Genomic DNA, 25,730 nt, shown 5'->3' on the forward strand with positions numbered 1-25,730 from the left:
AGCCGTCGAAAAAAGATGCGGCATTATCCTGTGATTGAGGGCGCCTGTCACTGCGCACACTCATCTGCGTATGCAAACCGTTGAAGTTAGTCCAACCGAGGGTTGTCAGGCGCGGGGAGCGAGGTTCAAACTGCGGCCCTTGTCGCAGGCTTTGGCCTGCGCCTCTTCTATCTATAAGCAGGCGACTGCGAACACCGTCGAACGCCTGCGTGTTGACCATTCATTCAGGGATCCGGACATGGAACTGGTTGTAAAAAGCGTTAGCCCAGAAACGTTGAAAACCGCCACCCTGGTGGTTGCCGTCGGCGAAGGCCGCAAGCTCGGCGTCGCTGCCAAACAGCTCGACGAACTGAGCGGTGGCGCGATCAGCGCCGTACTCAAGCGTGGCGATCTGGCCGGCAAGGTCGGCCAAAGCCTGCTGCTGCACAGCCTGCCGAACCTCAAAGCCGAGCGCGTGCTGCTGGTCGGCGTGGGCAAAGATGAAGAATTGGGCGACCGTCCGTTCCGCAAAATCGTTGCCGCCATCCTTAATACCCTGAAAGGCTTGAACGGCAGCGACGCTGTGCTGGCGCTGGATGAAATTATTGTCAAAAACCGCGACAGCTACGGCAAAACCCGTCTGCTGGCGGAAACCCTGGTGGATGGCGAATACACCTTCGACCAGTTCAAGAGCCAGAAAGCCGAACCGCGCGCGCTGAAGAAAATCACCCTGCTGACCATCAAGGCCGCGCAAGCCGAAGTGCAACGCGCCGTGGCCCACGCCACTGCAATCGCCAATGGCATGGCTTTCACTCGCACCCTGGGCAACCTGCCGCCGAACATCTGCCACCCGACCTACCTCGGCGAACAAGCCAAGGATCTGGGCAAAGAGTTCAAGGATCTGAAAGTCGAAGTCCTCGACGAGAAGAAGATCAAATCCTTGGGCATGGGCTCGTTCTACGCCGTCGGCCAGGGCAGCGCTCAACCGCCACGCCTGATCGTCATGCAATACAACGGTGGTAAAAAATCCGAGAAGCCATACGCACTGGTTGGTAAAGGCATCACCTTCGACACCGGCGGCATCAGCCTGAAACCAGGCGCCGGTATGGACGAGATGAAGTACGACATGGGCGGCGCTGCCTCCGTGTTCGGTACTCTGCGTGCGGTGCTTGAGCTGAAACTGCCGATCAACCTGGTGTGCATCCTCGCCTGCGCGGAAAACATGCCGAGCGGCAACGCGACTCGCCCGGGCGACATCGTCACCACCATGAGCGGCCAGACCGTGGAAATCCTCAACACCGACGCCGAAGGCCGTCTGGTGCTGTGCGACGCCCTCACGTACTCCGAGCGCTTCAAGCCACAAGCGGTGATCGACATCGCCACCCTGACCGGCGCTTGCGTCGTCGCGCTGGGCGCACACACCTCGGGCCTGTTGGGCAACAATGACGAACTGATCGGCCAACTGCTCAGCGCCGGCAAGGCTGCCGATGACCGTGCCTGGCAACTGCCGCTGTTCGATGAGTACCAGGAGCAACTGGACAGCCCGTTCGCCGACATCGCCAACATCGGTGGGCCGAAAGCCGGCACCATCACCGCCGCGTGCTTCCTGTCGCGCTTCACCAAGAACCTTAATTGGGCGCACCTGGACATCGCCGGCACCGCATGGACCAGCGGTGGCAAGGACAAGGGCGCCACTGGCCGCCCGGTTCCGCTGCTGACCCAGTACCTGCTCGATCGCGCCAAAGCCTGAACCCGCTGATGGGCGGCGGCGTCACTTTCGGGTGATGCCGCTTGCCGCTCTGGAACCGCAATGACCAAAGTCGACTTCTATATCCTGCCCAGCGCCGATCCTTCGGCACGCCTGGACTTCGCCTGCAAGCTCACCGAAAAAGCCTGGCGCATGGGCCACCGCATCTACCTGCATTGCAGCGATGCGGCCCAGCGTGACGATCTTGATGCGCGTCTATGGGCATTCAAGGGCGAAAGCTTCGTGCCCCACGGCCCCGCCGACAGTGAACCGGATGGCTTGATTGTTCTGGGGTTGGGCGATGACTGCGGTCAGCATCAGGATTTACTGGTCAACCTCGACCTTAAAGTGCCGGCCTTCGCCAACAAATTCGCCCGCATAGCGGAAGTAGTGGTCGAAGATCCGACGATTCGGGCAGCCGCGCGGGAGAGTTTCCGTTTCTACCGCGAACAGGGCTATCCTCTGCAAGATCACCGTTTACAGCGACTCTGAGCACTCCAATGGACACTCCGAAACCGCAGCAAAAGCCGACACACCTGCTGGACGATCTCGAATCGATCCGTCAGTTGCTCGGCGACGACAACCTGCAACCACCCCTGCTGACCGATACGGTCGAAGATGGCGAACAGGAACAGATTCCGATGTTGTTCGACGCGGTCGGCTCCGAGCCGCCAGCCGTCGAGCCGCCTCCGGCTCCCGCCCCGAAGCCCGCTGCGCAACCTGCCGCGCCTGTGGATAAAGGCCCGGACGCCCTGCTCCACCTCGACAGCGAACTGCGCGCCGCCGCGCAATTGATCATGCAAGACGTGATCGATGACTTCGCCCCGCACATCGAAACCGAGATCAAACGCCGCCTCGACGCGCGCCTGGAACGCCTGCTCAGCCAATACGAATAACCCGGCTGGATCCCCTGTGGCGAGGGGATTTATCCCCGTTCGGCTGCGCAGCAGTCGTCAATCCTGTAATTGCGCAGCGTGATTGAAATATTGGGGGCCGCTGCGCAGCCCAACGGTCTTATGAGGTTTTTTTGTGGCGAGGGGATTTATCCCCGTTCGGCTGCGCAGCAGTCGTCAATCCTGTAATTGCGCAGCGTGATTGAAATCTTGGGGCCGCTGCGCAGCCCAACGGGGATGAATCCCCTCGCCACAAAGGCTCACCCTGACATTAGAGTCCCTGCCCCGCTCGCCCTCGGCCCCATGCCCCGCTATACTTCCCGGCTTTTCCTGAATAAATGCCAATAGGGTCCCGCCGCGCATGGATAAGACCTACCAGCCGCACGCCATTGAAACTTCCTGGTACAACACCTGGGAGTCCGAGAACTATTTCGCACCGCAAGGCGCGGGCGATTCCTACACCATCATGATCCCGCCGCCGAACGTCACCGGCAGCCTGCACATGGGGCACGGTTTCAACAACGCGATCATGGACGCCCTGATCCGTTTCCGCCGCATGCAGGGTCGCAACACCCTGTGGCAGCCGGGCACCGACCACGCCGGTATCGCCACGCAGATGCTGGTCGAGCGTCAACTCGAAGCCCAAGGCCAGAATCGCCATGACTTGGGCCGCGAAAAATTCCTCGAGAAAATCTGGGAATGGAAGGATCAGTCCGGCGGCAACATCAGCCGTCAGATCCGCCGCCTCGGCTCGTCCGTAGACTGGAGCCGCGAGCGCTTCACCATGGACGACGGCCTCTCGGAAGCGGTTAAAGAAGCGTTCGTGCGCCTGCACGAAGACGGTCTGATCTACCGCGGCAAGCGTCTGGTCAACTGGGACACCAAACTGCACACGGCGATTTCCGACCTCGAAGTGGAAAACCACGACGAGAAAGGTTTCCTGTGGAACCTGAAATACCCGCTGGCCGACGGCGCGAAAACCGCTGACGGCAACGATTTCCTGATCGTCGCGACCACCCGTCCGGAAACCATGCTCGGCGACTCCGCCGTCGCGGTGAACCCGAACGATGAACGCTACAAAGCCCTGATCGGCAAGTTTGTCGAGCTGCCGCTGGTTGGCCGCCGCATCCCGATCATCGCCGACGATTACTGCGATCCTGAATTCGGCACCGGCTGCGTGAAAATCACCCCGGCCCACGATTTCAACGACTACGAAGTCGGCAAGCGCCACAACTTGCCGCTGCTGAACATCTTCGACAAGAACGCCAACGTGCTGCCGGCTGCTCAGGTGTTCAACCTCGACGGTACGCTGAACGACAGCATCGACGGCGCGATTCCGGCTGAGTACGCAGGTCTTGAGCGTTTCGAAGCGCGTAAGCAGATTGTGGCCGCGTTCGACGCCGCCGGCCTGTTGGTCAGCGTTGACGATCACAACCTGAAAGTGCCGAAAGGCGATCGCTCCGGCACCGTGATCGAGCCGTGGCTGACCGACCAGTGGTACGTGTCGACCAAACCGCTGGCCGAGCCTGCGATTGCTGCCGTTGAAGATGGCCGCATCCAGTTCGTGCCGAAACAGTACGAAAACATGTACTTCTCGTGGATGCGCGACATCCAGGACTGGTGCATCAGCCGTCAGCTGTGGTGGGGCCACCGGATTCCGGCCTGGTACGACGAGTCGGGCAAGGTCTACGTCGGCCGCGACGAAGCCGAAGTGCGCGCCAAGCACAACCTCGGCCCGGACATTGCGCTGCAACAGGACAACGACGTTCTCGACACCTGGTTCAGTTCGGGTCTGTGGACCTTCTCCACCCTCGGCTGGCCGGAAAAAACCGAATTCCTGAAGAAATTCCACTCCACCGACGTGCTGGTGACGGGTTTCGACATCATCTTCTTCTGGGTTGCCCGGATGATCATGCTGACGATGCACCTGATCAAGAACGAGGACGGCACGCCGCAGGTTCCGTTCAAGACCGTGTATGTGCACGGTCTGGTGCGTGATGGCCAAGGCCAGAAGATGTCCAAGTCCAAGGGCAACGTCCTTGACCCGCTGGACATCATCGACGGTATCGAGCTGGAAGAACTGGTGCAGAAACGCACCTCCGGCATGATGCAGCCGAAACTGGCGAAGAAGATCGAGAAGCAGACCCGCGACGAGTTCGCGGACGGCATCGCCAGCTACGGCACCGACGCCCTGCGCTTCACTTTCTGCTCGCTGGCCTCGACCGGCCGCGACATCAAGTTCGACATGGGCCGCGTTGAAGGCTATCGCAACTTCTGCAACAAGATCTGGAACGCCGCGCGTTATGTTCTGGACAAGGGCGAAGACTGCGGTCAGAACGGCGAAGCCTACGAGCTGTCGCTGGCAGACCGCTGGATCATCTCGCAACTGCAACGCACCGAAGCAGAAGTGACCCGTCAACTCGATCAGTTCCGTTTCGACCTCGCCGCACAAGCGCTGTACGAGTTCATCTGGAACCAGTACTGCGACTGGTACCTGGAACTGTCCAAGCCAGTGCTGTGGGACGAGAACGCGCCGGTTGAGCGTCAGCGCGGCACTCGCCGCACGCTGGTTCGCGTACTGGAAGTGGCGCTGCGTCTGGCGCACCCGTTCATGCCGTTCATCACTGAAGAAATCTGGCAGCGCATCGCGCCGCTGGCTGGCATTCAGGGCAAGACGATCATGCTGCAACCGTGGCCGGTGGCCAATGAACAGCGCATCGATCCGGCCGCCGAAAACGACATCGAATGGCTCAAGGAACTGATGCTCGGCACGCGTAACATCCGTGGCGAAATGAACATCGGCCCGGGCAAACCACTGCCGATCTACCTGAAGAACGTCAGCGCGGAAGACCAGCGTCGTTTGACCGAGAACGAGGCGCTGCTGAAGAAGCTGGCGCGTCTGGAATCGATCACCGTTCTGGCGGCAGGCGAAGAAGCACCGCTGTCCGCGACTGCGCTGGTTGGCGAGATGGAAGTGCTGGTGCCAATGGCCGGTCTGATCGACAAGGGCGCGGAACTGGCGCGTCTGGACAAGGAAATCCTGCGTCTGCAGGGCGAAGTCCAGCGTGTTGGCGGCAAACTGTCCAACGCCGGTTTCGTTGACAAGGCCCCGGCCGAAGTCATCGAGAAGGAGCGCGCCAAACTGGCCGAGGCAGAACAAGCCTTGGGCAAGCTGGCCGAGCAACACGCGCGGATTTCCAGCCTGTAACGGCAAACCGCAATGAAAGAGGGAGGCCATGGTGGCCTCCCTTTTTTATGCCTGCCACACCACAAATTCCCTGTGGGAGCGAGCCTGCTCGCGAAAGCGGTGGATCAGTCAGCTAATTTTTTGACTGACAATCCGTCTTCGCGAGCAGGCTCGCTCCCACAGTTTCAACGGAGTTGCCCTTAGATGTGGGACAATACCCGCCACTTTCAGCCATACCCGAATCGACCACGCCCATGAACGCCCCCCGCACACCCAAACCTGCGCGCAAGAAGCCTGACACCGCGACCCCGGCCAAAGCCGTTGAGCCGCGTGAGAAGGCCAGCCTGCATCCGCGCAATCGCCATCAGGGTCGTTACGACTTCCCGGCGCTGATCAAAACCACGCCGGAACTGGCGAAGTTCGTGATCACCAACCCGTACGGCAAGGAAAGCATCGACTTCGCCAGCCCCGATGCGGTGCGCGTGTTCAACCGGGCGCTGCTCAAGTCGTTTTATGGCATCCAGCATTGGGACATTCCGGCCGATTATCTCTGCCCACCGGTCCCGGGGCGTGCCGATTACGTGCATTTCCTCGCTGACCTGCTGGCCAGCATGAACGACGGCAAGGTGCCGCGTGGCGCAATCGTCAACGTGCTGGACATCGGCATGGGCGCCAACTGCGTTTATCCGCTGATCGGTAACAGCGAATACCGCTGGCACTTCCTCGGCTCGGAGATTGACCCGACGGCCGTGGCTGCCGCCCGAGCCATCGTCCAGTCCAACGACCTGAACAAGGTTATCCAGTTGCGCCAGCAGGAAAACCGCAAGCACATCCTCATCGGCTTGCTGGAACCGGGCGAGCGCTTCGACCTGACCATGTGCAACCCGCCCTTCCACGCTTCGATGGACGAAGCGACCAAGGGCAGCGAGCGTAAATGGCGAGCCTTGGGCCGCGCCGATCCGAAACGCAAACTGCCGGTGCTGAACTTCGGTGGCCAGTCGGCTGAATTGTGGTGTGAAGGTGGCGAAGCACGCTTCGTGACACAACTGATCGCCGAGAGCGCGAACTTCCAGCACAAGGTATTGTGGTTCAGCACGCTGGTGTCAAAAGCGTCGAACCTGCCAGCCATCGAAACCGCCCTGAAAAAGGCCGGCGTGCTGGAAAGCCAGGTCGTGGAGATGTCGCAAGGTCAGAAGCAAAGCCGTTTCGTCGCCTGGACCTTCCAGACCAAGTCTGAACAGCAAATCTGGCGCCGCGAGCGCTGGACCCGCTAAGACGCTGCTGATCCCATGTGAGAGCGAGCCTGCTCGCGAAAGCGGTGGGTCAGTCAATATTGAAGGTGACTGATCCAACGCTTTCGCGAGCAGGCTCGCTCCCACAATGGTTCAGGGCCAAATGCCAAATCGCAGGCACAAAAAAACCGTGCCCGGATCACTCCGGTGCACGGTTTTTTATTGCTGCGTCTTACTTGTTCACAGCGTCGGTCAGGCCTTTGGCCACAACCAGCTTGATCACTTTCTTCGCAGGGATTTCGATGGCAGCGCCAGTCGAAGGGTTACGGCCAGTGCGGGCAGGACGCTCGGTCACTTTCAGCTTGCCGATACCTGGCAAGGTGATTTCGCCGCCGTTTTCCAGCTGATCGGCAACGATTTGGCCCAGTTGGTCCAGAGCGTTACGCGCGGTGGTTTTCGGCGCGTCGATAGCTTCAGCGATGTCGGCGATCAGTTGGTCTTTAGTAAGAGCCATGTAGTGTTCCTTCCCTATCAAATTCATATGGATTGCAGAGTGCAGTGTCAGCCATCGAGCCCGATCTTCTGGATCTGGCACCCTCGGCGATAACCACGACGAGTCGGGTTATAGATACCGAAATCAGGGTTTGGTTCGACCTGACAAATGCTGATTGCACGCTTAACGCAGTGACTTCGCGTAAGACCGGGCAAAACTAGCACAGAGACGGGGAAATATCCGCCTCTAGCTACCCATTTGGTCAGCTTTATTGCTCTAAACCGGTAAAAAACTGCATAAGCCCGGCCGCACGACCCGGTTTTGCCCTACAACCCCACGTTTATGCTGCCGCCGACACGATTTCCCGGTTATGCAGGAGCTGCCGCAGGCTGCGATCTTTTGATTTAGATTTTGAAAAAACAAGATCAAAAGATCGCAGCCTTCAGCAGCTCCTACAGGGAGTCACGGCTGAAGATTCGGGTACACTTAGCGCTTTTTCGGGGGAGCCCGCCCTCCTCCCTTCCACCAGCCGAGAAGCCCATGCCGATCCGTCATTGCATCGTCCACCTGATCGACAAAAAACCCGACGGCACGCCCGCAGTTCTGCACGCCCGTGACACTGAACTGGCCGAGTCTGCAGCCATCGAGAACATGCTCGCCGACCTCAACGAGAGCTATAACGCCAAACAGGGCAAAGCCTGGGGTCTGTTCCATCCGGAATCCGGCGCGTTCCCGTTCAGCGGCTGGCTGAAGGAATACATGGAAGGCGGCAAGGACTTCACCGCGTTCAGCAAAGTCGCGGTCGAACACCTGCAAAAGCTGATGGAAGAGTCGAACCTGTCGGTCGGCGGCCACGTGCTGTTCGCCCACTATCAGCAAGGCATGACCGATTACCTGGCGATTGCCCTGCTGCACCACAGCGAAGGCGTGGCCGTAACCGATGAACTGGACGTGACACCGTCGCGCCACCTCGACCTTGGTCAGTTGCACCTCGCGGCGCGGATCAACGTCTCCGAGTGGCAGAACAACAAGCAGTCCAAGCAGTACATCTCGTTCATCAAAGGCAAGAACGGCAAAAAAGTTTCGGAGTATTTCCGCGACTTCATCGGCTGTCAGGAAGGCGTCGACGGCCCGGGCGAAACGCGCACGTTGCTCAAGGCGTTCAGTGATTTCGTCGAGAGCGAGGATCTGCCGGAAGAGTCCGCCCGAGAAAAAACCAAAACCCTGGTCGATTACGCCAGCAGCCAGGCCAAACTCGGCGAACCGATGGGCCTGGAAGAACTCTCCGAGCTGATCGACGAAGAGCGCCCGAAAGCCTTCTTCGATCACATCCGCAACAAGGACTACGGCCTGTCGCCAGAGATTCCGGCGGACAAACGCACTTTGAATCAATTCCGCCGCTTCACCGGTCGCGCCGAAGGCCTGTCGATCAGCTTTGAAGCGCACCTGCTGGGCTCGAAGATCGAGTACGACGAAGAGGCTGGCACCTTGGTGATCAAAGGCCTGCCGACGTCGCTCACCGATCAGCTGAAGCGTCGCAACTGATGCTCGGCAATGTGCTGAAGAAGGTTGCGCTGGTTCTGCTGGTGGTCGTGGTGTATCAGAACTGGGGCAAGATCGAGCGGGTGTTCAATCCGTCGCAGATGGTTGCTGAGCAGACGCGGGCGCAGGCCAACGTCGTGCTATATGCCACCGACTGGTGCGGCTACTGCAAGCAAACCAAACGTTTTCTCGACAGCAAGGGGATTCCGTTCAAGGAGTTCGATATCGAGAAGGATGCCGAGGCGCGCAAGGCGTATGAGGCGCTGGGTGGGCGCGGGATCCCACTGATCGACGTGAATGGCACGTTGATTCGCGGATTCGATCCGGACGAAATCCTCGCCGCCCTCAAATAACGCAGCCCCCTGTGGCGAGGGGATTTATCCCCGTTCTGCTGCGAAGCAGTCGCAAACCCTTTGAATGCGGTTTGCCTGCTGCAACTTCGCCACGGGTTTTGGGGCCGCTACGCGACCCAACGGGGATAAATCCCCTCGCCACAATTGCTCCTCTCACCACCAAGTCAGGTGCGACTTGTTGATCAGCGGGCTTCGATGCGGAAACCGAAACGCGGGAAGTGCACGTGCACCACGCCGCCACGCTCATCCTCGCGACGCACGATCAACTCTTCACGACCGGCAAACAGCAACTCACCCACCACCGGATCAACCCCGTAATCCGTCGCCGAGATTGCCACCTGCTGGCCAGCCTTGAAGCCGTTCGGGTCAACGAACTGCTCATCCGGCAATGCCGCTGGCGTCGCGTTGCGCGCCACTTCAAGCGCCTCGTCGGAGGTCATCGCGCTGGCCGCGCCATGGCCAAATCCCAGTACTCGACCCAACCAGGCGGCAACCGCCGGATACTCATCTACCAGCGGCGCCGTGACGTGCGTGGCCTTGAGGAACCACAGTGGATGCGCCAGGGCGAAGTCGGCAATCGACGGCTCGCCGAACAGGAAGTCGCCCTGCTCGCGCTGTAGCTGTTGCTCCAGGCGCGCCATGATCGTCGGCCATTGATGTTTGGCTTGTTCAGCGGACAAACGCGTGGCGCTGCCGCCACTGAACAGACCGGCGCGGTCGGCCATAAATGCCTTGATCGCTTCCGGCGGAAGCTTGCCGAAACGCACGGCCACCGACTCCGGCTGGAACACCAGGCTGACCGCGTGCTGGAACACCACCGAGTCAGCCCACGCGGCGAAACTGGCAGCAGTCATTTCCTGACCTTCAGGGAAGAACGCTGGCAGGGCTTTCTCCTGCTCCAGACGGCGCGCGATCAACGAAGTGTCGCAGTAAATGTCGGCGCCGATTTGCAGCACAGGTGTCTTGCGATAACCACCGGTGAGTGCTGTCAGATCAGGCTTCGGCATCACTGGCGAAATGTGCACCGAGCGCCACGACAAGCCTTTGAAGCCCAGCAGCAGGCGGGCTTTTTCAGCGAATGGGGAGGTCGGGTAGTGATGGAGAATCAACTCGGACATGCTCGGCTCCGCCGCTCAGAAAATGAACCAGCAGCTTAGCGTGCATTTTGTTAGCAGCCTACAGATCTGCCTGATGGGAACCCATCAGTCAGATTGATAAGACGCGACCAGGCATTCCTTGGCGCTCTTGCGCAGTTTTTTGATCAGCCGTTCCTGGCGCAGAGCATCGCTTTTATCGCGGCACAGCTCGGTGTACACCAATGCCATGGCCGGGCTGGAGAGGAAGAACCGCGCGCCCTTGCCACTTTGATGCTTGGCGAAACGGCGCTGCGGGTCGTCGCTGATTCCGCAGTACAGCGAACCATTGGCCGCGCGAACGAGGTAGACGAACCAGGACTTGCTCACCGGTTCGGCAACATCGACAGATTTTTCGCTAGGGCTGGTCACTTCGGGATCAAGACGTGTAGGAAACAGGCCGCGATCTTATCAGCGACCGGCCTGAAATGCCTTCAGTCCCTTCAGCGCTTGTGCGCGCACAGCGTTGCGCACCAGCGGTGTCCAGCCCAGCAGCAGGCCCTTGAAGCCCAGAGCCTGACGCGACCAGCGCCACAGGTCGAAGTGGTCGTGGTGCTCGCAGATCTTGCCGTCACGGAAGACGAAACGGGCCTGAATATCGTTGATGACGATGTTGCCGGTCTGGCTGAACAGATAAGTCGCGACCCAATGCGCGCCGCCGCTGCGTTCATCGGCGCGAACGTTGTCGAAGGTCAGCGAAAAGTCTTTGGCGCGGGTGGTGAGCATGCGCCACATGTCGCCGGCATCGCGCCCGCGCAATTCACCGAAGGCCGGGTCGCTGAACACTACATCGTCGGTGTAGCAGGCGGCCATGGCCTCGGCATCGAGACGTTGGAAGGCTTGATAGAAGCGGGTGATCAACGCGGCGTGGGCTTCACTCATGGGCAATCTCCAAAAGAGGTACAGATTGCCAGCACGATAATCCGCAATGGACGGAAACACTATCGGCATTCGCCCACCGAATACCCGGAGTGCACACATCCAGTGTGGGAGCGAGCCTGCTCGCGAAAGCGGTGTGTCAGTCAACACAGATGTTGAATGTTCAATTGCCTTCGCGAGCAGGCTCGCTCCCACACTGGTAAGCGGTGTTTAAATCTTCTCGCTTTGCACCTGCACGTAGAGCGCACGCCCGGCACCCAGCCCGGCGATGATCGCACCGGTACCGATAATGCCGAAGATCCAGCCCACCGCATTCCAGCCGCCCGTCCAGTCATGCACCACGCCGACTGCGAACGGTCCCATTGAGGCCAGCGTATAACCGAAGCCCTGGGACATGCTCGACAGGTTCGCCGCGACATGTGAATCCCGCGAACGCAACACGATCAAGGTCAGTGCCAGACTGAACGTACCGCCCTGCCCCAACCCCAGCAGGATTGCCCAGCCCCACAGCCCTTCAATCGGCGCGTACAGGCAACCGAACAGACCGCCTAGGGTCAACGCCATGACCACGACAATTGCCAGACGCTGATCCTTGCCACGCGTCGCCAGCCACGGTGCCGCCAGAGAACTCGCAAGCTGGATGATCACCGAACCGGACAACACCAGCCCCGCTTGCGTCGGCGTCAGACCACGACCGATGAGGATCGACGGCAACCAGCCGAACACGATGTAGGCCAGCGACGATTGCAGGCCCATGTACAACGTCACCTGCCACGCCAGCGGATCGCGCAGCAAACCGCGCACGCGATAGGCAACATTATGTGCGCCATGCTTCTGCCCGACTTGTGGCAGCCAGAACACTGCCGCAATCAGCGCCGGGATCACCCAAAAGCCCAGGCCAACAGCCCAGCTTCCGCCAAAGTGCTCGCTCAACGGCACACTCGAACCCGCCGCCATCGCCGCGCCCAGGCACAGCGCCATGGTGTAGACGCCGGTCATGGTGCCGGCGTGTTTGGCGAAGTCGCGTTTGACGATGCCCGGCAGTAATACGCCGACAATGCCGATGCTCGCGCCGCCCAGCACGCTGCCGGCGAACAGGCCGATTTCACCGAAGTTGCTGCGCAGAATAATACCGCCCGCCAGGGTCAGCAGAATCCCCAGCACCACCCGCTCGGCACCGAAACGTCGCGCCAGGATCGGCGCCAGCGGGGCAAACAAACCGAGGCACAGAACCGGCAGCGTGGTCAGCAAACCTGCTTGAGCTGCCGACAAACCGAGGCTCTTCGACACATCGCTGAGCAACGGCGCCATGCTCGACAGCGCCGGACGCAGGTTCAACGCGACCAGAATCAAGCCCAGCAACAACAGCCACGGCCGCCGAACCAGCGGATGGCTTTGTTGCACTTGCTCGTCATCGGCCTCGGCGTCGATCAGCAGCTCTTCAAGTTTCGGGGGTGTGGATATCTCGTTGCGGGACATGGATTTCTCTGTTTCAAGGTTCATTGATCAACTGCCTCGACAAGGCTTTGGCCCGTTCCGGGTCGCGTTGCTCGACCGCATCGAGCAATTCGATGTGCAGGTCGAACACTTCCTGACGGCGCGGGACGATGTTCAGGGTCTGGCGCAATTGCGCGCCGACAATGCTGGAGAAATAGCGATACAGCTCGCTGAGGGTCGGGTTGTGCGCGGCGTCGACCAGACGGCGATGGAACACCAGATCGCAGGCGATGTAGGTATCGAGATCGCCGTGGTAATGGCTGCCGCTGGTGCCTAGCGCCTCGCGTAATGCGGCAAGGTCTTCGTCAGTACGACGCAACGCCGCCAGGCCGATGGCTTCGACTTCAAGGATGTGCCGGGTTTCTCGCGCCTGCTCCAGCGAGCAGCGCGACAGCGCTTTGAGCGTATCGAGCGGATCGACCAGCGCGCGCAGGTAACTGCCGTCGCCCTGGCGGATCTCGATCAACCCGGAAAAAGCCAGCACGCGCATGGCTTCGCGCACGGTGTTGCGGCTGATGCCCAGCTCGGCGCACAGCTCCGGTTCGGTCGGCAAACGCTCGCCGACCTGCCACGCACCGCTGTTGATGCGCTGACGGAGTTGATCCAAAGCCTGATCGACCAGGGATCGTTTAATGAGTGGAGAAATGTCTGACATAGGATTTGCCCTTTCATCCAATCATAGGATGAATTTTCTGACATGTTAGTCAGACCCGTGTAGGACAGCAACCACCTAGGGTCAATCGGAGACACATGGAGCGGCATTTTCGATTGGTCAAAATTACCCTTTAAGGGTAATTTTAGGGAAAGGTTCAAGATTTTTTATGGAGAAAAACACACCCCACTACAACTTGGCGGTGATCAAGGAGGATGTCAGAAGGCTCGGGATAAACGCATTTACCAGGACCGCTCGCAAAAGCGGTCGAGACATGGGCCTGAATTTCAAGGAAATGCAGGACGTGGTTTTCGAACTGCAAAACAGGATGCTGTACACATCGATGACGACTTATGGCGACCATCGGATTTGGCAAGACGTGTACCACATCACTTCGCATGATCTGGAGATCTACATCAAGGTCACTTATTGCTCAGGCGGTGAACCTCCGGTGATCTCCTTCAAGGAGAAAAAACCATGAACACTAAACAATGCTTCAGTTGCGGAGCACCTGAAGGAATGCGGCACTTCGAAGGTCGTGCCGAAACCATGAGCGTAAAAGGCATTGAGCGTCGTCTTGATGATTTGTCTGGATGGGAGTGTCAGGCATGCGGGGAAGTCATATTCGACCCCGATAGCGCATTACGCTACTCGAATGCGAGTGACGAACTCGTCATTGCTGGCCGACAAATCATTGGTAACGAGATGAAGCGCATCCGCCGCAAGCTGCATCTGTCACAAAAGGAAGCGGTGCTGCTGTTGTCAGGGGGCGGACACAATGCGTTTTCACGATACGAGCGCGGCGACTCGCTCCCACCTAAGGCCTTGATAGTGCTGATGCGCCTGCTTGATCGTCACCCCCACCTGCTCACCGATGCGCGCGCTTTGGGCGAAGGAGCAGATTTGAGAGGATTCAAGGACATAGTGCACGCAGAACAGGCAACGCTCTCTGTGTCATGACGCGAAAATCATAAAAAACCCGGCACAAGGCCGGGTTAGTTTTAAACATCCACCATCAATGCAAAATCTGACTCAAGAACAACTTCGTCCGCTCGTTCTGCGGGTTATCGAAGAAGTCATTCGGCGCCGCTTGCTCAACGATTTCGCCCTTGTCCATGAAGATCACGCGATTGGCCACGGTGCGGGCGAAGCCCATTTCGTGGGTTACGCAGAGCATGGTCATGCCGTCTTCCGCCAGACCGATCATGGTGTCGAGCACTTCCTTCACCATCTCCGGGTCGAGCGCTGAAGTCGGTTCATCGAACAGCATGATTTTCGGTTTCATGCACAGTGCGCGGGCGATCGCCACACGCTGCTGCTGACCGCCGGACAGTTGCCCCGGGAATTTATGCGCCTGCTCCGGAATGCGTACGCGCTCCAGATAATGCATGGCGATTTCCTCGGCCTTGCGCTTGGGCATCTTGCGTACCCACATCGGCGCCAAGGTGCAGTTCTGCAAAATGGTCAGGTGCGGGAACAGGTTGAAATGCTGGAACACCATGCCGACTTCGCGGCGGATCGCTTCGATCTGCTTGAGGTCGTTGGTCAGTTCCACGCCGTCGACGACGATGCGGCCCTGCTGGTGTTCTTCCAGACGATTGAGGCAGCGAATCGTGGTCGATTTGCCGGAACCCGACGGGCCGCACAGAACGATACGCTCGCCCTGTTTGACGTTGAGATTGATGTCTTTCAGCACGTGGAACTGGCCGTACCACTTGTTGACGCCCTGCATCTGAATAATGCCTTCAGGGCCCACTGGCTTTTTGCTTGCTTCGCTCATTTACAGAGAACTCCTAACGCTTGTGGCCAGTGTCGAGCTTGCGTTCCAGATGCATGGAATAGCGCGACATACCAAAACAGAAAATCCAGAACACCAGGGCGGCGAACACGTAGCCTTCGGTGGCCATGCCCAGCCATTTCGGATCGGCAGCGGCTTGCTTGACGCTGTTGAGCAGGTCAAAGAGGCCGATGATGATCACAAGACTGGTGTCCTTGAACAGCGCAATGAAGGTGTTGACGATGCCCGGGATCACCAGTTTCAAGGCTTGTGGCAGGATCACCAGGCCCATCGAACGCCAGTAACCGAGGCCCATCGCCGCCGCCGCTTCGTACTGACCTTTGGGGATCGCTTGCAGGCCGCCGCGCACCACTTCAGCGACATAGGCCGACTGGAACAGGATCACGCCGATCAGTGCCCGCAGCAACTTGTCGAAGTTCATGCCTTCAGGCAGGAACAGCGGCAGCATCACCGAGGACATGAACAGCACCGTGATCAACGGCACGCCGCGCCAGAACTCAATGAAGGTCACGCAGACCACGCGGATCGCCGGCATATTCGAGCGTCGCCCCAGCGCCAGCACAATGCCCAGCGGCAAGGCACCGGCGATACCGACGGTAGCGATCACCAGGGTCAGCATCAGACCGCCCCATTGGCTGGTCGCGACGTTGGTCAGGCCGAAGCCGCCGTGCAGCAGGATGAACGCAATGATCGGGTACAGCACCAGGAAGCTCAGCCCGTAGATCGCTTTATGCGGTACACGCGAGATGAACAATGGCGCCGCGCCGAGGACCGCCAGCCACACGGTCAGGTCTACACGCCAGCGCAGCTCCGGCGGGTAATAACCGTACATGAACTGGCCGAAACGCTGTTGAATGAACACCCAGCAAGCGCCGTCCTTGGTGCAGTCGGCGCGGGTGGTGCCGACCCAGTTGGCATCGATGATTGCCCAACTGAGGATCGGTGGCACCACGAGGTAGATCAGGTAGAACGCAAACAGCGTCAGCAAGGTGTTGAGCCAGCTGGAGAACATGTTCGCGCGCATCCACGCCACCACGCCGATGCTGCTGCTCGGTGGGGGCATGTCGGGTTTGAAAGTATGGGTAGTCATGCGCGTTTCCTCACCGCTCGATCAGCGCAATGCGCTTGTTGTACCAGTTCATCAGCAGGGAAATGCTGATACTGATCGCCAGGTACACGCTCATGGTGATGGCAATGACTTCAATCGCCTGACCGGTCTGGTTGAGCACGGTACCGGCGAACAGCGAAACCATTTCCGGGTAACCGATACCCGCCGCCAGCGAGGAGTTCTTCGCCAGGTTCAGGTATTGGCTGGTCAGTGGCGGAATGATCACGCGCAGGGCTTGCGGGATGATCACTTTGCGCAGGGTCGGGCCGTTGCGCAGGCCGAGCGAACGCGCCGCTTCGGTCTGGCCATGGCTGACCGACTTGATCCCCGAACGCACGATCTCGGCGATGAACGCCGCGGTGTACACGGTCAGGGCCAGCGTCAGCGCCAGCAGTTCCGGGATCAGCACCCAGCCGCCAACGAAGTTGAAGCCTTTGAGCTGAGGCATTTCCCAGTGCAACGGGGCACCGAAGATCAGCGCGCACAGTGTCGGAATCACCACCAGGATGGCCAGGCCTACCCAGAACTTGTGAAACGGTACGCCGGTTGCTTCGAAGCGCTTGTTGGCCCAGCGGCACATCAGCACGATGCCGACGATGGCCACCAGGACGCTGATCACGAACGCCCAGAAACCGTCAGCTGCCTGTGCGGCCGGCATGTTCAGGCCACGGCTACTGACGAAGAAAGTGTCACCGAAGTTATGACTGGCACGCGGTCCCGGCATGGTCAGGAATACCGCGAAGTACCAAAAGAGGATTTGCAGCAGCGGCGGAATGTTGCGGAACACTTCCACATACACAGTCGCCAGTTTGCTGATGATCCAGTTCGGCGACAGCCGTGCCACACCGATGATGAAACCCAGCAGTGTTGCCAGAACCACACCGATAACCGTCACCAGCAAGGTGTTGAGCAGGCCGATGACGAACACCCGGGCATAGCTGTCCGATTCGGTGTAGTCGATCAGGTGTTGAGCGATGCCGAAACCGGCACTGCGCTCCAGAAAGCCGAAGCCGGATGTAATGCCCCGGTGTTGCAGGTTGGTCTGGGTGTTATCGAACAGATACCAACCCATCGCGACCACCGCCACAACGGTGATGATCTGAAACAGCCACGCACGCACTCGTGGATCGCTGAGGCTGAACCTCTGCTTAGGTGCGCCGATTGAATTTTGCATGAAGTGCCCCGCAAGAAATGGAACAGAACATCACCCGGCGGTTGGCCCGCCGGGTGATAGAACCATTAGCGCACTGGTGGTGCGTACTGAATGCCGCCGTTGTTCCACAGGGCGTTCAGGCCACGGTCGATTTCCAGCGGAGTGCTCTTGCCGAGGTTTTTCTCGAAGATTTCGCCGTAGTTACCTACCTGGGAAACAATTTTTACCACCCAGTCCTTCGGCAGTTTCAGATCCTTGCCATATTCACCGTCGCCACCGAGCAGACGAGCAACGTCCGGGTTCTTGGTGGATTTGGCTTCTTCCAGCACGTTTTTCGAAGTGACACCGGCCTCTTCCGCGTTGAGCAGCGCGTAGCCGACCCAACGCACGATGGCCAGCCACTCGTCGTCGCCATTACGCACGACCGGGCCCAGAGGTTCTTTGGAAATGGTTTCCGGCAATACCACGTAGTCTTTCGGCGAAGCCAGTTTGCTGCGCTGCGCGAAAAGCTGGGATTTGTCGGAAGTCAGTACGTCGCAACGACCGGATTCCAGCGACTTGGCGCTTTCATCGGAGGTGTCGAAAGTGATCGGGGTGTACTTCAGGCCGTTGGCGCGGAAGTAGTCGGACACGTTCAGCTCGGTGGTGGTACCGGCCTGAATACAGATGGTCGCGCCGTCCAGTTCCTTGGCACTTTTCACGCCCAGCTTGTTGTTGGCCAGGAAGCCCACGCCGTCGTAGTAAGTGATGAAGCCCGGGAATTTCAGGCCCATGCCCGCGTCACGGGAGCTGGTCATGGTGGTGTTGCGCGACAGGATGTCGATCTCGCCGGATTGCAGCGCGGTGAAACGCTCCTTGGCGTTCAACTGGCTGAATTTGACCTTGGTCGCGTCGCCGAAAACAGCAGCAGCCACAGCGCGGCAGACGTCAGCGTCGATCCCGAGGATCTTGCCGGTCGCGTCCGGTACCGAGAAGCCCGGCAGACCGTCGCTCACGCCACATTGCACGAAACCTTTCTTCTGCACGGCATCCAGGGTTGCACCCGCCTGAGCGAACCCGCTGACGCCGAGAACTGTTGCTGCAGTCACGATCGCCAGGGTGGATTTCAACATCTTCATTCAAACCTCCAGTTTTGCTCTTGTTGTGTCGGAGCTTGAGTCCAGCCGCACCCTTTTGAGGCGTTGTTGACCCGTGTTGGCTTTTTTTAGGGTCAACCGACGTAAGACCTTCGCTATGAGTCTAGTAGGAGAAAATCCACATCATGGACAACTCACTTCTCACCAAATCGGCCGAACGGGCTGTAGCCCTTTCACATTCGCTAAGCCCGTAGCGGCCATTGGCGAACATCCATCACCGGATTCGTTGCTATCCCGTCGCGAGTCGTACACTGATAGTGTTACCGCCAGGCGAAGGACGCTTTGTACAGAAACCTCCATAGCAAACGCCGTACCACACCTGCAGCTGAAGCGTTTGAGCGACAGGTCAATAGCAAAACTTGTACCCTTGCGACATCTTCTTAACGGATCAACCCGACGCGCACTCGAATCACGCACTTAATGAGAGCGCCCGCACATTTTTGGAGCAGCCATGACCGAGCCCTTGATTCTTCAGCCTGTTAAGCCCGTAGATGCCTGCGTGATCTGGCTGCACGGCCTCGGCGCCGACCGTTACGACTTCCTGCCGGTGGCCGAGGCGTTGCAGGAAAGCCTGCTCAGCACGCGCTTCGTGTTGCCGCAGGCACCGACCCGTCCGGTGACGATAAATGGCGGATATGCCATGCCGAGCTGGTACGACATCAAGGCCATGAGCCCGGCCCGGGCAATCGACCGTGACGAGCTGGAGGCGTCCGCCGATCGCATCATCGAATTGATCGAAAACGAGCGCGCCAGCGGAATAGACGCTTCGCGAATTTTCCTCGCCGGTTTTTCCCAGGGTGGCGCCGTGGTGTTGCACACCGCGTTTCTGAAATGGCAGGGGCCGTTGGGGGGCGTACTGGCGCTGTCGACGTATGCGCCAACATTCAGCGATGAACTGCAATTGTCCGCCAGCCAGCAACGCATTCCGGTGCTGTCGTTGCACGGTCAGTTCGACAACGTTGTGCAAAACTCGATGGGGCGCAGCGCCTACGAGTATTTAAAGCACCATGGTGTCACCGTGACATGGCAGGAATACCCAATGGAGCACGAAGTGTTACCCGAAGAAATTCGCGATATCGGCGTGTGGTTGAGCGAACGCCTGCGCTGATTTTCCGATCAATTCCTGCCCTTTGATCATCACACTACGCCGCGCCCGTTTCTTGCATTACACTGGCCGGCGTACATTCCTTAACCAATTGATGAGATGACCGTGCTCGAAGCACTCAAGAAAATGTTCGGTAAAAGCGAGGCTGAGCAGCTCGCGCCAGTTCCCAGTGCGCCGTCGCACGCCCCCGGTCATCGCAACGATGCGCCTCAGGCCGACCGCCCCGCTCCCGTAGCGGCACCGAAGCAAGAGCCAAAACCTGCTCCGGTCGCGCCAATCGCCGCCGAGCCTGCGCGCAGCGAAGCGCCACAACCGGCCAAACCGCGTCGCGAACCGAAGCCAAAGGCACCGGTCATTCCGTGGAAACTCGAAGATTTCGTTGTCGAGCCACAAGAAGGCAAAACCCGCTTCCACGATTTCAAGCTCTCTCCAGAACTGATGCACGCCATCCAGGATCTGGGCTTTCCTTATTGCACGCCGATTCAGGCGCAGGTGCTGGGCTTCACCCTCGCCGGCAAAGACGCCATTGGCCGCGCGCAGACCGGTACCGGCAAAACCGCCGCGTTCCTGATCTCGATCATCACCCAACTGCTGCAGACCCCGCCGCCAAAAGAACGCTACATGGGTGAACCCCGTGCGCTGATCATCGCGCCGACCCGTGAGCTGGTGGTGCAGATCGCCAAGGACGCCGCCGACCTGACCAAGTACACCGGCCTCAACGTCATGACGTTCGTCGGCGGCATGGACTTCGACAAGCAGCTCAAGCATCTCGAAGCGCGTCATTGCGACATTCTCGTCGCCACCCCGGGCCGTTTGCTCGACTTCAACCAGCGCGGCGACGTGCACCTGGACATGGTCGAAGTGATGGTGCTGGACGAAGCCGACCGCATGCTCGACATGGGCTTCATCCCACAAGTCCGCCAGATCATTCGTCAGACCCCACCGAAAAGCGAACGCCAGACCCTGCTGTTCTCCGCGACCTTCACCGAAGACGTAATGAACCTCGCCAAGCAGTGGACGACCGATCCGTCCATCGTCGAAATCGAAGTCACCAACGTGGCCAGCGAAAACGTCGAGCAGCACATCTACGCCGTGGCCGGTGCCGACAAGTACAAACTGCTCTACAACCTGGTCAACGATAATGGCTGGGAGCGGGTGATGGTCTTCGCCAACCGCAAGGACGAAGTCCGCCGCATCGAAGAACGTCTGGTACGCGACGGTGTGAATGCTGCGCAGTTGTCTGGCGACGTGCCGCAACACAAACGCATCAAGACCCTGGAAGGTTTCCGCGAAGGCAAGATTCGCGTGCTGGTGGCCACCGATGTTGCCGGTCGCGGGATCCACATCGACGGCATCAGCCATGTGATCAACTTCACCCTGCCGGAAGTCCCCGACGACTACGTGCACCGCATCGGCCGTACCGGTCGCGCTGGCGCCGATGGCGTGTCGATCAGCTTCGCCGGTGAAGACGACTCCTACCAGTTGCCGTCCATCGAAGAAAAACTCGGTCGCAAGATCAGCTGTGAAACACCGCCAACGCATCTGTTGCGCGCGGTCGAGCGCAAGCGTCCGCAGTAAGCGACGTTTAAAAGAAAAGCGCAGCCGGCAACGGACTGCGCTTTTTTTTCGCCCGGCGTTTCATCAGGTGCTTGCGGGAGATAACTAAATGTCCATAATGGACAAATTAGTTTACATACAGACTTCGGAGCCTGACATGTCCAGTACGCCCTACGTGATCGACCAACTTCAGGCCCGTGAGCTACTGGCGCGCATCGACGTGCCGCAGATCCTGCGCAAGCTGTTCCGCGACCTGGCCGCCGGACACGCCGTGCAACCGGCGCAACAACTGGTGGAGTTCCCGCAGGGTGCAGGCGACTTCATCAATTATCTGGGAGTACTGGCTGAAGACGGTGTGTATGGGGTGAAGACCTCACCGTACATCGTTCGCGAGCAAGGCCCGCTGGTAACGGCGTGGACGTTGTTGATGTCGATGCAGACCGGTCAGCCATTGCTGCTTTGTGATGCCGGTGAGCTGACCACCGCACGTACTGCTGCGACCACGGCTGTGGCGGTCGACGCCTTGGCTCCGTTGAACGCTACCCGACTGGCGATCATCGGTAGCGGCAAGGTTGCCCAAGCGCATCTGCACTATGTGAAATCGCTGCGTGACTGGCAGAGCATCAGCGTGTATTCGCCATCGCTTACTGAAGACCGCGAGACTCAGGCGCTGTTGAAAACCATCGCACCGAACCTGAAGATTGCCGACAGTCGCGACGCAGCCATCGCCGAGGCCGACGTGATCATGCTTTGCACCTCATCCGCAGGCCCGGTGATCGACCCCGGCGCCCTGAGCAAACCGGCGCTGATCACCTCGATCAGCACCAACGCCCCGCGCGCTCATGAAGTACCGCCGCAGAGCCTCAACGACATGCAGGTATTCTGCGACTATCGTCTGACCACGCCGGGGTCGGCGGGTGAGATGTTGATTGCCAGTGAACAGCATGGCTGGAGCAAGGATTCAATCATCGGCGATTTGGCGGATCTGCTCAGCGAAAAAGTCCAGCGACCGACTTACGACCGTCACGTGTTTTTCCGTTCAATCGGCCTGGGCCTGGAAGACATCGCCCTGGCCAATGCGGTTTATCACCTGACCCACTAACACCAAAATCCCCTGTAGGAGTGAGCCTGCTCGCGATAGCGGTTTTACATTCAACATTATTGTTGACTGATATACCGCTATCGCGAGCAGGCTCACTCCTACAGGAGATCTGCGTTTTTTCGATATTGAGTACTAACTGGAGAACTCCATGAGCCAGGCAGATTTCATCATCATCGGCGGCGGGATTGCCGGCGCTTCCACCGGGTTCTGGCTGTCGCCGCACGGCAAAGTGATCGTGCTCGAACGTGAATCCCACCCGGCCTATCACTCCACCGGGCGCTCGGCTGCGCTGTACACCGCCGCTTACGGTACCCCGCAGGTACGCGCACTGACCCAGGCCAGTCGCGAGTTTTTCGATCATCCTCCGGCCGGTTTCTGCGAACACCCGCTACTGACCCCACGCGGCGAAATGACCGTGGATTTCACGGGCGACGCCGCCGAACTGAACAACCAATACCTCAGCGCCAAAGCCACGGTGCCGGAGATGCAGTTGCTCAGCGCCGATGAAGCCTGCGCGCGGCTGCCGATCCTGCGCCGGGAAAAAGTCCACGGCGCAATCTACGACCCGAGCGCCAGCGACATCGACACCGACGCTTTGCACCAGGGCTACCTGCGCGGCATCCGCCGCAATAACGGCGAAGTCCATACCGATTGCGAAGTGCTCGGCCTGAGCCGCGACGCCGAGGGCCTCTGGCAGGTGCAGACCAATGGCCAAACCTTCAGCGCACCGGTGATCATCAACGCCGCCGGTGCCTGGGCCGACAAGATCGGCGCACTGGCCGGGGCCAGATCGCTGGGCCTGCAACCGAAACGCCGCGCCGCGTTCATCTTCGCCGGGCCCGAAGGCGTCGACATTCATCACTGGCCGATGCTGGTCAGTCTCGATGAATCCTTCTATATGAAGCCCGACGCCGGCATGTTCCTCGGTTCGCCAGCCAACGCCGACCCGGTCGAACCCCACGACGTGCAGCCGGAAGAACTCGACATCGCCATGGGCATCTATCAGATCGAGGAAGCCACCACGCTGACCATCCGCCGCCCGACCCGCACGTGGGCCGGTCTGCGCAGTTTCGTCGCGGACGGCGACTTGCTCAGCGGTTTCGATCAGCAAGTGCCGGGGCTGTTCTGGGTTGCGGCGCAGGGCGGTTACGGTATCCAGACGTCCCCGGCGATGGGCCAGGCCAGTGCGGCGCTGGTGCGCGGCGAACCTCTGCCCGAGCAATTGCGCCAGTTCGGACTGAGCAGCAGCATGCTCTCGCCTGCTCGACTCGCCTGAGCGCCGGTTCGGATGACGCGCCCAACAGATTGCGGCACACTCGCAGCGCCTCCTGATCACGGGGGCGCTGACGCTGCCTGGAGCTCCACTGTCATGACCGCCCCCGAACTCGACCCGGCCCTGGATAACTTCCGCGCCATCGCCGACGCCATCGCCACGCTGTTCTTTCCGCACGCCGAAGTGGTGCTGCACGACCTGCGCACGCAGAAGGTCGACTACATCGCCAACAACCTGTCCAAGCGCGAGATCGGTGACGACTCATCGCTGGAAGACATGCTCAGTGAAGATGTCAGCGACAGGAACATCGGCCCCTACGAAAAGCTCAATTGGGACGGGCAGAAGATTCGCAGCCTGAGCACGGTGCTGCGCAACAGCGAAGGCCTGCCGTTGGCAGTGCTGTGCATCAATCTGAATATTTCGCTGTTCGAGAACGCCAAGGCTGCGCTGGATCTGTTCCTGTCGCCGAGCAAACTGATTCCGCAGCCCGATTCACTGTTTCGCGATGACTGGCAGGAGCGCATCAACACGTTCCTGCATGCCTGGCTGCGCGAGCGGCAGTTGAGTCTTAATCTGCTGACTCGCGACCACAAGCGCGAACTGGTGCTGGCGCTACACGCCGAGGGTGCGTTCAAGGGCAAGAGCGCCTCGAACTATGTGGCCAATGTGCTGAACATGGGGCGGGCGACGGTGTACAAGCATTTGAAGGAAATGAAGGGCTAGAGATCTTCATCGATAGTTCCGGCCTCTTCGCGAGCAGGCTCGCTCCCACAGGGGATTTGTGAATGCCAGAGATCCAGTGTGGGAGCGAGCCTGCTCGCGATAGCGGACTATCAGTCGCCGTAGATGTCGGACTTGAAGTACTTGTCGGAAATCTTCTGGTATTCGCCACTCGCGCGAATGCCATCAATGGCGCCGTTCAACTGGCTGACCAGTTCAGTATTGCCCTTGCGCACCGCAATCCCCGCGCCCTCGCCCACGTACTTCGGATCCTTCAACTCAGGCCCGACAAACGCATAACCCTTGCCACGCGGCATCGAGAGAAAGTCATTCAGCGGAATGGTGTCGGCAAAGATCGCATCGAGACGCCCCGCCGCCAGGTCCATGTAGATTTCTTCGTTGTTGCTGTAGCGCTTGACGTTGATGCCCTTCGGCTCGAACACCTCGGTGGCGTAACGATCGGTGGTGGTCGCGCGCTGCACGCCGACGTTCTTGCCCTTGAGGCTGGCGTACTGATCATCGACCGTGGCGCCGTCCTTCATTACCAGACGCGACGAGGTGAAGTAGTACTTGTGGGTGAAATCCACTGACTTCTTGCGGTCTTCGTTGATGGTCATCGACGACAGCGCCATGTCGATTTTCTTCACCTTCAGCGACGGAATCAGACCGTCGAACTCACCCTCGACCCACACGCACTTGACCTTCATCTGCGCGCACAGGGCATTGCCGACGTCGTAGTCGAAACCGACGATTTCACCTTGGTCGGTTTTCGAGGCGAAGGGTGGGTAAGCGGCTTCGATGCCAATGCGCAGGGTTTGCTCGGCGGCGAACACGCTGGCGCTTGCCAACAGGCTCAGGGCCAGACCGGTGATGAGGGGGAGTTTCTTCATGTTCGTTCTCTCGCGGGTTGTTGTTGGTTTGGCAAGATGAAGAAGAGCAGCTGCGAGCTGTTAGCTACGAGCGGCGGGACGGAGCATTTTTTGTACTTATAAATCCATACTGGACTCGTATGTACAAATCGTCAATCGAGGAAAAGGGAGTGTCAGTGGAATTTTTTGTTGTTGCAGAAGGCCTCATCGCTGGCAAGCCAGCTCCCACAGGGTTCTGTGCTGCACACCGAATTTGTGCTCGACGCAAAACACTGTGGGAGCTGGCTTGCCAGCGATGTCGGACTAAAGGGCGCTACAGGGC

General features: G+C 59.3%; 25 protein-coding genes. 14 read left to right on the forward strand and 11 right to left on the reverse strand.

Annotated elements, in window-relative coordinates; translation table 11 throughout:
• The first annotated feature begins 238 nt into the window (after positions 1-238).
• The 5 genes from JFT81_RS14710 (at position 239) to rlmF (ending at position 7,080) form a co-directional block, all read left to right on the forward strand.
• Complete coding sequence (locus JFT81_RS14710; protein WP_201227853.1) at positions 239-1,729, forward strand: leucyl aminopeptidase; 1,491 nt, start codon at positions 239-241, stop codon at positions 1,727-1,729.
• Between the two features lie 60 nt (positions 1,730-1,789).
• Positions 1,790-2,218 (forward strand): DNA polymerase III subunit chi, encoded by a 429-nt coding sequence (locus JFT81_RS14715; protein WP_201227854.1) that lies wholly within the window; start codon positions 1,790-1,792, stop codon positions 2,216-2,218.
• Positions 2,219-2,226: 8 nt separating this feature from the next.
• Positions 2,227-2,622, forward strand: a complete 396-nt coding sequence (locus JFT81_RS14720; RefSeq protein WP_201227855.1) for a DNA polymerase III subunit chi — start codon at positions 2,227-2,229, stop codon at positions 2,620-2,622.
• Between the two features lie 358 nt (positions 2,623-2,980).
• Complete coding sequence (locus JFT81_RS14725) at positions 2,981-5,827, forward strand: valine--tRNA ligase (RefSeq protein ID WP_201227856.1); 2,847 nt, start codon at positions 2,981-2,983, stop codon at positions 5,825-5,827.
• 233 nt (positions 5,828-6,060) lie between these two features.
• Entirely contained in the window at positions 6,061-7,080 is a 1,020-nt protein-coding gene (gene rlmF, locus JFT81_RS14730; protein ID WP_201227857.1) for a 23S rRNA (adenine(1618)-N(6))-methyltransferase RlmF, read from the forward strand.
• Positions 7,081-7,270: 190 nt separating this feature from the next.
• Here rlmF and JFT81_RS14735 read toward each other — a convergent pair whose 3' ends face one another.
• Complete coding sequence (locus JFT81_RS14735; protein ID WP_003221909.1) at positions 7,271-7,552, reverse strand: HU family DNA-binding protein; 282 nt, start codon at positions 7,550-7,552, stop codon at positions 7,271-7,273.
• A 519-nt stretch (positions 7,553-8,071) separates the two neighbouring features.
• Here JFT81_RS14735 and yejK point away from each other — a divergent pair.
• Both yejK and JFT81_RS14745 read left to right on the forward strand, forming a co-directional pair.
• Positions 8,072-9,076 (forward strand): nucleoid-associated protein YejK, encoded by a 1,005-nt coding sequence (yejK, locus tag JFT81_RS14740; RefSeq protein WP_053117368.1) that lies wholly within the window; start codon positions 8,072-8,074, stop codon positions 9,074-9,076.
• Positions 9,076-9,426: a glutaredoxin family protein gene (locus tag JFT81_RS14745; RefSeq protein ID WP_034154584.1), complete on the forward strand. Its 351-nt coding sequence runs from the start codon at positions 9,076-9,078 to the stop codon at positions 9,424-9,426. The genes yejK and JFT81_RS14745 overlap by 1 nt, the downstream gene beginning before the upstream one ends.
• Positions 9,427-9,608: 182 nt before the next feature.
• Here JFT81_RS14745 and JFT81_RS14750 read toward each other — a convergent pair whose 3' ends face one another.
• The 5 genes from JFT81_RS14750 to JFT81_RS14770 all read right to left on the reverse strand — a co-directional run bounded on the left by JFT81_RS14750 (position 9,609) and on the right by JFT81_RS14770 (position 13,590).
• Complete coding sequence (locus JFT81_RS14750; RefSeq protein WP_201227858.1) at positions 9,609-10,544, reverse strand: glutathione S-transferase family protein; 936 nt, start codon at positions 10,542-10,544, stop codon at positions 9,609-9,611.
• An 84-nt stretch (positions 10,545-10,628) separates the two neighbouring features.
• Positions 10,629-10,931 (reverse strand): GIY-YIG nuclease family protein, encoded by a 303-nt coding sequence (locus JFT81_RS14755; RefSeq protein ID WP_201227859.1) that lies wholly within the window; start codon positions 10,929-10,931, stop codon positions 10,629-10,631.
• Between the two features lie 39 nt (positions 10,932-10,970).
• Positions 10,971-11,441 (reverse strand): nuclear transport factor 2 family protein, encoded by a 471-nt coding sequence (locus JFT81_RS14760; RefSeq protein WP_077571232.1) that lies wholly within the window; start codon positions 11,439-11,441, stop codon positions 10,971-10,973.
• A 207-nt stretch (positions 11,442-11,648) separates the two neighbouring features.
• A complete protein-coding gene (locus JFT81_RS14765; protein ID WP_201227860.1) occupies positions 11,649-12,941 on the reverse strand; it encodes a CynX/NimT family MFS transporter in 1,293 nt (430 codons plus the stop codon).
• Entirely contained in the window at positions 12,931-13,590 is a 660-nt protein-coding gene (locus tag JFT81_RS14770; protein WP_053117351.1) for a FadR/GntR family transcriptional regulator, read from the reverse strand. The genes JFT81_RS14765 and JFT81_RS14770 overlap by 11 nt, the downstream gene beginning before the upstream one ends.
• Before the next feature lie 166 nt (positions 13,591-13,756).
• On the opposite strand from JFT81_RS14770, the gene JFT81_RS14775 reads away from it, so the two are divergent.
• Complete coding sequence (locus tag JFT81_RS14775; protein WP_201227861.1) at positions 13,757-14,068, forward strand: type II toxin-antitoxin system MqsR family toxin; 312 nt, start codon at positions 13,757-13,759, stop codon at positions 14,066-14,068.
• Positions 14,065-14,547, forward strand: a complete 483-nt coding sequence (locus JFT81_RS14780) for a type II toxin-antitoxin system MqsA family antitoxin (protein ID WP_201227862.1) — start codon at positions 14,065-14,067, stop codon at positions 14,545-14,547. The genes JFT81_RS14775 and JFT81_RS14780 overlap by 4 nt, the downstream gene beginning before the upstream one ends.
• A gap of 55 nt (positions 14,548-14,602) precedes the next feature.
• Here JFT81_RS14780 and JFT81_RS14785 read toward each other — a convergent pair whose 3' ends face one another.
• From JFT81_RS14785 to JFT81_RS14800, 4 genes are all read right to left on the reverse strand, one after another.
• A complete protein-coding gene (locus tag JFT81_RS14785) occupies positions 14,603-15,367 on the reverse strand; it encodes an amino acid ABC transporter ATP-binding protein (protein WP_103305210.1) in 765 nt (254 codons plus the stop codon).
• A gap of 13 nt (positions 15,368-15,380) precedes the next feature.
• Positions 15,381-16,475: an amino acid ABC transporter permease gene (locus JFT81_RS14790; protein ID WP_201227863.1), complete on the reverse strand. Its 1,095-nt coding sequence runs from the start codon at positions 16,473-16,475 to the stop codon at positions 15,381-15,383.
• 10 nt (positions 16,476-16,485) lie between these two features.
• The gene (locus JFT81_RS14795) at positions 16,486-17,667 is read right to left on the reverse strand and encodes an amino acid ABC transporter permease (protein WP_201147557.1); all 1,182 of its coding nucleotides are present in this window, start codon (positions 17,665-17,667) and stop codon (positions 16,486-16,488) included.
• A gap of 65 nt (positions 17,668-17,732) precedes the next feature.
• Entirely contained in the window at positions 17,733-18,764 is a 1,032-nt protein-coding gene (locus JFT81_RS14800; RefSeq protein ID WP_201227864.1) for an amino acid ABC transporter substrate-binding protein, read from the reverse strand.
• Between the two features lie 469 nt (positions 18,765-19,233).
• Between JFT81_RS14800 and JFT81_RS14805 the strand changes: the two genes are divergently transcribed.
• The 5 genes from JFT81_RS14805 (at position 19,234) to JFT81_RS14825 (ending at position 24,542) form a co-directional block, all read left to right on the forward strand.
• The gene (locus JFT81_RS14805; protein ID WP_201227865.1) at positions 19,234-19,890 is read left to right on the forward strand and encodes an alpha/beta fold hydrolase; all 657 of its coding nucleotides are present in this window, start codon (positions 19,234-19,236) and stop codon (positions 19,888-19,890) included.
• A 96-nt stretch (positions 19,891-19,986) separates the two neighbouring features.
• Positions 19,987-21,465, forward strand: coding sequence for an ATP-dependent RNA helicase RhlB (gene rhlB, locus JFT81_RS14810; protein ID WP_201227866.1), 1,479 nt, complete (start codon positions 19,987-19,989; stop codon positions 21,463-21,465).
• Between the two features lie 136 nt (positions 21,466-21,601).
• Positions 21,602-22,546 (forward strand): ornithine cyclodeaminase family protein, encoded by a 945-nt coding sequence (locus JFT81_RS14815; protein WP_201227867.1) that lies wholly within the window; start codon positions 21,602-21,604, stop codon positions 22,544-22,546.
• 148 nt (positions 22,547-22,694) lie between these two features.
• Positions 22,695-23,822 (forward strand): FAD-binding oxidoreductase, encoded by a 1,128-nt coding sequence (locus JFT81_RS14820; RefSeq protein WP_201227868.1) that lies wholly within the window; start codon positions 22,695-22,697, stop codon positions 23,820-23,822.
• A gap of 93 nt (positions 23,823-23,915) precedes the next feature.
• On the forward strand, positions 23,916-24,542 hold the full coding sequence (locus JFT81_RS14825; protein ID WP_201227869.1) for a PAS domain-containing protein: 627 nt from the start codon (positions 23,916-23,918) through the stop codon (positions 24,540-24,542).
• Between the two features lie 110 nt (positions 24,543-24,652).
• Here JFT81_RS14825 and JFT81_RS14830 read toward each other — a convergent pair whose 3' ends face one another.
• Complete coding sequence (locus JFT81_RS14830) at positions 24,653-25,429, reverse strand: ABC transporter substrate-binding protein (RefSeq protein ID WP_201227870.1); 777 nt, start codon at positions 25,427-25,429, stop codon at positions 24,653-24,655.
• Positions 25,430-25,730: the final 301 nt, after the last annotated feature.

It is taken from the genome of Pseudomonas sp. TH43 (assembly GCF_016650635.1).
Classification (GTDB): Bacteria; Pseudomonadota; Gammaproteobacteria; order Pseudomonadales; family Pseudomonadaceae; genus Aquipseudomonas.

Excerpts from the sequence above, each read along its gene's own strand:
- JFT81_RS14710 (WP_201227853.1), top strand. The coding sequence starts at position 239 with ATGGAACTGGTTGTAAAAAGCGTTAGCCCAGAAACGTTGAAAACCGCC.
- JFT81_RS14715 (WP_201227854.1), top strand. The coding sequence starts at position 1,790 with ATGACCAAAGTCGACTTCTATATCCTGCCCAGCGCCGATCCTTCGGCA.
- JFT81_RS14720 (WP_201227855.1), top strand. The coding sequence starts at position 2,227 with ATGGACACTCCGAAACCGCAGCAAAAGCCGACACACCTGCTGGACGAT.
- JFT81_RS14725 (WP_201227856.1), top strand. The coding sequence starts at position 2,981 with ATGGATAAGACCTACCAGCCGCACGCCATTGAAACTTCCTGGTACAAC.
- rlmF (WP_201227857.1), top strand. The coding sequence starts at position 6,061 with ATGAACGCCCCCCGCACACCCAAACCTGCGCGCAAGAAGCCTGACACC.
- JFT81_RS14735 (WP_003221909.1), bottom strand. The coding sequence starts at position 7,552 with ATGGCTCTTACTAAAGACCAACTGATCGCCGACATCGCTGAAGCTATC.
- yejK (WP_053117368.1), top strand. The coding sequence starts at position 8,072 with ATGCCGATCCGTCATTGCATCGTCCACCTGATCGACAAAAAACCCGAC.
- JFT81_RS14745 (WP_034154584.1), top strand. The coding sequence starts at position 9,076 with ATGCTCGGCAATGTGCTGAAGAAGGTTGCGCTGGTTCTGCTGGTGGTC.
- JFT81_RS14750 (WP_201227858.1), bottom strand. The coding sequence starts at position 10,544 with ATGTCCGAGTTGATTCTCCATCACTACCCGACCTCCCCATTCGCTGAA.
- JFT81_RS14760 (WP_077571232.1), bottom strand. The coding sequence starts at position 11,441 with ATGAGTGAAGCCCACGCCGCGTTGATCACCCGCTTCTATCAAGCCTTC.
- JFT81_RS14765 (WP_201227860.1), bottom strand. The coding sequence starts at position 12,941 with ATGAACCTTGAAACAGAGAAATCCATGTCCCGCAACGAGATATCCACA.
- JFT81_RS14770 (WP_053117351.1), bottom strand. The coding sequence starts at position 13,590 with ATGTCAGACATTTCTCCACTCATTAAACGATCCCTGGTCGATCAGGCT.
- JFT81_RS14775 (WP_201227861.1), top strand. The coding sequence starts at position 13,757 with ATGGAGAAAAACACACCCCACTACAACTTGGCGGTGATCAAGGAGGAT.
- JFT81_RS14780 (WP_201227862.1), top strand. The coding sequence starts at position 14,065 with ATGAACACTAAACAATGCTTCAGTTGCGGAGCACCTGAAGGAATGCGG.
- JFT81_RS14785 (WP_103305210.1), bottom strand. The coding sequence starts at position 15,367 with ATGAGCGAAGCAAGCAAAAAGCCAGTGGGCCCTGAAGGCATTATTCAG.
- JFT81_RS14790 (WP_201227863.1), bottom strand. The coding sequence starts at position 16,475 with ATGACTACCCATACTTTCAAACCCGACATGCCCCCACCGAGCAGCAGC.
- JFT81_RS14795 (WP_201147557.1), bottom strand. The coding sequence starts at position 17,667 with ATGCAAAATTCAATCGGCGCACCTAAGCAGAGGTTCAGCCTCAGCGAT.
- JFT81_RS14800 (WP_201227864.1), bottom strand. The coding sequence starts at position 18,764 with ATGAAGATGTTGAAATCCACCCTGGCGATCGTGACTGCAGCAACAGTT.
- JFT81_RS14805 (WP_201227865.1), top strand. The coding sequence starts at position 19,234 with ATGACCGAGCCCTTGATTCTTCAGCCTGTTAAGCCCGTAGATGCCTGC.
- rhlB (WP_201227866.1), top strand. The coding sequence starts at position 19,987 with ATGACCGTGCTCGAAGCACTCAAGAAAATGTTCGGTAAAAGCGAGGCT.
- JFT81_RS14815 (WP_201227867.1), top strand. The coding sequence starts at position 21,602 with ATGTCCAGTACGCCCTACGTGATCGACCAACTTCAGGCCCGTGAGCTA.
- JFT81_RS14820 (WP_201227868.1), top strand. The coding sequence starts at position 22,695 with ATGAGCCAGGCAGATTTCATCATCATCGGCGGCGGGATTGCCGGCGCT.
- JFT81_RS14825 (WP_201227869.1), top strand. The coding sequence starts at position 23,916 with ATGACCGCCCCCGAACTCGACCCGGCCCTGGATAACTTCCGCGCCATC.
- JFT81_RS14830 (WP_201227870.1), bottom strand. The coding sequence starts at position 25,429 with ATGAAGAAACTCCCCCTCATCACCGGTCTGGCCCTGAGCCTGTTGGCA.